At 61.1% G+C, this 3,996-nt stretch carries 5 protein-coding genes; 1 reads left to right on the top strand and 4 read right to left on the bottom strand.

Annotated elements, in window-relative coordinates:
• Together QZL67_RS03110 and QZL67_RS03105 are read right to left on the bottom strand one after the other, a co-directional pair.
• A partial coding sequence (locus tag QZL67_RS03110) for a DNA/RNA non-specific endonuclease (protein WP_292919746.1) occupies positions 1–895 on the bottom strand: 895 nt, incomplete at its 3' end.
• On the bottom strand, positions 895–1,302 hold the full coding sequence (locus QZL67_RS03105; RefSeq protein ID WP_022289314.1) for a hypothetical protein: 408 nt from the start codon (positions 1,300–1,302) through the stop codon (positions 895–897). The genes QZL67_RS03110 and QZL67_RS03105, both read right to left, overlap by 1 nt.
• Positions 1,303–1,427: 125 nt before the next feature.
• Between QZL67_RS03105 and QZL67_RS03100 the strand changes: the two genes are divergently transcribed.
• Complete coding sequence (locus tag QZL67_RS03100) at positions 1,428–2,747, top strand: glycosyltransferase (protein WP_022289313.1); 1,320 nt, start codon at positions 1,428–1,430, stop codon at positions 2,745–2,747.
• A 68-nt stretch (positions 2,748–2,815) separates the two neighbouring features.
• On the opposite strand, the gene QZL67_RS03095 is transcribed toward QZL67_RS03100, so the two are convergent.
• Both QZL67_RS03095 and QZL67_RS03090 read right to left on the bottom strand, forming a co-directional pair.
• The gene (locus QZL67_RS03095) at positions 2,816–3,271 is read right to left on the bottom strand and encodes a helix-turn-helix transcriptional regulator (RefSeq protein ID WP_022289312.1); all 456 of its coding nucleotides are present in this window, start codon (positions 3,269–3,271) and stop codon (positions 2,816–2,818) included.
• 242 nt (positions 3,272–3,513) lie between these two features.
• A partial coding sequence (locus QZL67_RS03090; RefSeq protein WP_292919744.1) for an RNA methyltransferase occupies positions 3,514–3,996 on the bottom strand: 483 nt, incomplete at its 5' end.

Here is a 3,996-nt window from a genome sequence, read left to right as displayed (position 1 = left end):
GTTCATATCCCTGGGCAATCAGGTCCTCCCGGCTGCCGGTGTAGGTGGATTTGTTTGCCTCTTTCATGCTGGAGACGCTGGGGCAGTCCGGCAGATGGAATTTGTGGGAGCTGGTGTTGAGGATGTAGGTCGTCTCCGCAGTCTCCGTCTCCGGTGCGGTATCCTCGCCAGTGGTGGTCTCCGTGTCTGTTGCGGTGCCGGTCTCCGGAGCATCCGATGCCAAGGTACTCTCACCGGTGGCATAGTCGATGGTCACGCCGGGCTGGACATTGTAAACGTAGACATTGAAGCACACACCATCGCCCTCGTCCTCCACAGACCAGCCCTCCATCTGGACGCCGCTGGCCACCAGATTGTCGCCCTCAAACACCGGCGTCACCCGGTAGAGCACGTGGTTGTCCGTCTCCTGCACATAGTCCGCCACCAGATTCTCAAATGGCAGCATGCCGTCCACGTTGAGGTAGCGGGTTCCGGTGATGAGATTTTCCTCGTTGGCGTTCTCCCCTGTCAGCTGATAGCCGATCAGGTGGCAGCGGTTGTAGAGATACTTTCCGTCCACGCAGTCGTATTTGACCGTGTGCCAGCCGGTGGGCTTCACCTGGCCGATCTCTCCCCGGTCCTCCGTGGGCATCAGGTCCGTGCCCACATTGGCATACGCCGTGCCGCAGCGGCCCAGGGCATCCAGAGGGCTGTAGGATTCAAAGGACGTGGTAGACGTCCGGTCCTCCTGAGAAAAGGCGGGCTCATTGTCGTCCAGGACCACGTAGGGCTCCCCGGAGTAAGCCGGCACATCGTCCAGAGAAAACGAGAGGGGCTGCGCCTCCGCTCCCTGACAGCCGGTCAGCACCAGGCAGCAGAGCAGCAGCGGCAGCAGGCAGGTTCGTATGGATTTCATCATCGCACATAGACTTCCTTTTCAATTTTTTGATGGGAGAAGCCCTTCACCTCTCCCGCAGACACCAGATGCCATGCCGGCGGCGCCGGCACCACATCCAGATGCAGATCCGCTGGGTAGACCCGGTCCCAGCGGTACAAAATCATTCCCTCCATCCGGTCCGCCCAGGGGCCAAGAAGCCGGCCCTCCGCAAAGCACATCTCCCCCGCCCCGGCACGGTCCAGGCAATCCGGGACCACGGAGATCTCCGCCTCCGCGGGAAACAGCCGCCGGGATTCCGGTGTCATCCACAGCCGCCGCCCGGCACTCTCACGCAGGATATCCGCAGCCACCATCCGATCCCGGCTTTGACGCCGACCATTGAAAGCCAGGCCGTTTTTCTGATCCACACACGTAATCACGATCATGTCCGCACCTCCTCCCGTCCGGGTTCCGCCTGCCGGACGAGAAATTTTTCACGCCCGCTACCAAATTGCCGGCGGCCCTGCTATAATAGGGGCATATTCGTCAAATTTTCAAAAGGAGTCTCGCTATGCAGCCCACCGTCAGCATCATCGTCCCTGTCTACAACGCGGAAGCCACTTTGCGCCGCTGCGTGGACAGCATCTTAAATCAGGATTACCGTGACTTTGAATTGATTCTGGTCAATGACGGCAGCCAGGACGGCTCCGGAGCCATCTGCGACGCCTACGCTGCCCAGGACCCCCGGGTCACCGCCATTCACAAGCCCAACACCGGCGTCTCGGACACCCGTAATCTGGCAATCGGCCGGGCCCGGGGCACGTATCTCCAGTTTCTGGACAGCGACGACTGGATCACGCCGGACGCCACCACGCTTCTGGTGCAAACCGCCCAGCAGCACAACTGCGATCTGGTAATCTCCGACTTTTACCGGGTCGTGGGGGAACGGGTCTCCCGCAAGGGTGATATCGACGATGACACCGTGCTCTCCCGGGAGGAGTACGCCGCCCACATGATGGAAAACCCCGCCGATTTCTACTACGGCGTTTTGTGGAACAAGCTCTACCGCCGCAGCATCGTAGACCGTTGGCACCTGCGGATGGACCCGGAGATCAGCTGGTGCGAGGACTTCATGTTCAACCTGGAATATATCCGCCACGCCGAGACCTTCTGCGCTCTGCAGATCCCCATTTACTACTATGTGAAAACCAAGGGGTCCCTGGCCACCCAGAGTCTTACCATCCCGAAAACCATCAAGATGAAGCTGACGGTTTTCGAATACTATAACCGCTTCTTCAAAACCGTTCTGGATGAAGAGGAGTATGAAAAGAGCCGCCTGAAGGTCTATAAATTCCTTCTGGACGCCGCCGGAGACGGCGCCGTGCCCCCCGCGATCCTGCCTGGTTCCCAGAAACTGGGCAACGAGCGCATGCAGGTGAGCCCGGATATCCTGGCGGGCCAGAGCATTCTTCACGACACCTTCCGGGACCGGAAACTGCTGGAGCGGTATTTGGAAACCGCCGCGCTGAAAAACGACCTCTCACTGTCAGAGGCCATTGCACTGCTCTATCTCAGTGAGTGCGGCCCCGAGGTCTCACGCCGGGATCTGGCGGATTTTTCGGGACTTTCCCGCAGTACACTTGCCCTGGCGCTGCAAAAAGCCACCGCTCAGGGTCTGCTTCGGACAGAGGAGCGGAAGGACCCGGAAAGCGGCGAAAAGCAGACCCGATTCCTCTTCACCCCTGCCGCCCAGCCAGTGCTGGAGGATCTGGCGCAGGCCCGGCAGGAATACGAAGCCGCCCGTCTGGACGGCTTGACGGCGGAGGAGCAGGATGCCTACCAGGTGCTCTCCCAAAAAATTCACGCCAATATTCAGTCGATCCTGCAGTGAGCGACGGCCCGGAGAACTAGTCTCCGGGCCGTTTTTTTCACGGCCGCGCCAACTGGTGGGCCCGGCGATCACTTTCCGGCGTCTATCTGGCGGCGGACTGCCTTTTCCAGCAGCGCCTTTCCATCTGGAGAGCGCAGCACATCCAAAACCGCAGCCCGCAGACTCTCCTGAAACTTCTTGCTGTTCAAAAATGCGTCGAACATGCTGCCCTGCTCCACAGCGGCAGCCGTGGGCTTCTTGGGCCGGGGTACCGGCGCCGCCGGCGCAGGGGCCGGCTCCTCCAAAAACGCGCCGTCCATCCAGTCATCCATGTCCGCGGGGTCGTTGGTCTCCCCCCGGAGATACGACAGGGACACGCCGAAGTAGGACGCCATCTTCGCCTGCTGTTCCTGGGAGGGCGTCTGCCGTCCCGTCTCAAACTTCTCCACCGACATCCGGGGCAGTCCCAGCGCCGCCGCCAGTGCGGGGCGGCTCAGTCCCCGCTGGGTGCGCAGTTCCTCCAGCCTCTGTGCCATGGTAATCATCGACTCATTCCTCCTTGTGCATCCGTGGAAACACGGTGTGGGAGCCTTCCAGCACAGCGCCGCAGGACTCCCGCTTCTTTTCGTGGGCCATTATACCAGTGTGGCGGAAAAATAGCAAGAGAGGACCCCGCCGTTCCGGTACACGGCGGGGCTTTGCAGTTTTTCTATAAAGTTAGTCTGCATTACAGCAGTTTAATTTACAGGTGTCCCAGCTTCTTCGCCTTCCACAGCCGATTTTGCTCTCACCGGGCCCGCAGCTGCCAGAAGGCCACCGCGCTGGCAGCCGCCACATTCAAAGAATCCACCTCATGGGCCATAGGGATGCGGACGGTATAGTCGCAGTCCGCAATGGTGCGGGACGCCAGTCCGTCCCCCTCCGTCCCCAGCACGATGGCCAGCCGCTCCTCCGCCAGGAGCCGCGGGTCTTCAATGCTCACGGAGTTGTCACTCAACGCCATGGCGGCCGTGCGGAAGCCCAGGCTCCGCAGGCGCCGGAGCCCAGGCTCCGGCCACTGGGACGTCTCCTCTCCGATCCGGGTCCACGGGACCTGAAAAACCGTCCCCATACTCACCCGCACCGCCCTGCGGTACAGAGGATCACTGCAGGTGGGGGTGACCAGAACCGCATCCATATTCAAAGCCGCTGCCGAGCGGAAGATGGCGCCGATGTTGGTGGAATCCACGATCCCCTCCAGCACCGCCACCCGGCGGGCACCGGCACACCG

Origin of the sequence: Oscillibacter sp. CAG:155, assembly GCA_000436875.1 — a bacterium.
GTDB lineage: Bacteria > Bacillota > Clostridia > Oscillospirales > Oscillospiraceae > Oscillibacter.
This window is presented reverse-complemented; position numbering and strand designations above follow the sequence as displayed.

What these genes read in the sequence shown, in the direction of transcription:
- QZL67_RS03105 (WP_022289314.1), bottom strand. Translation starts at nt 1,302, where the DNA reads ATGATCGTGATTACGTGTGTGGATCAGAAAAACGGCCTGGCTTTCAAT.
- QZL67_RS03100 (WP_022289313.1), top strand. Translation starts at nt 1,428, where the DNA reads ATGCAGCCCACCGTCAGCATCATCGTCCCTGTCTACAACGCGGAAGCC.
- QZL67_RS03095 (WP_022289312.1), bottom strand. Translation starts at nt 3,271, where the DNA reads ATGATTACCATGGCACAGAGGCTGGAGGAACTGCGCACCCAGCGGGGA.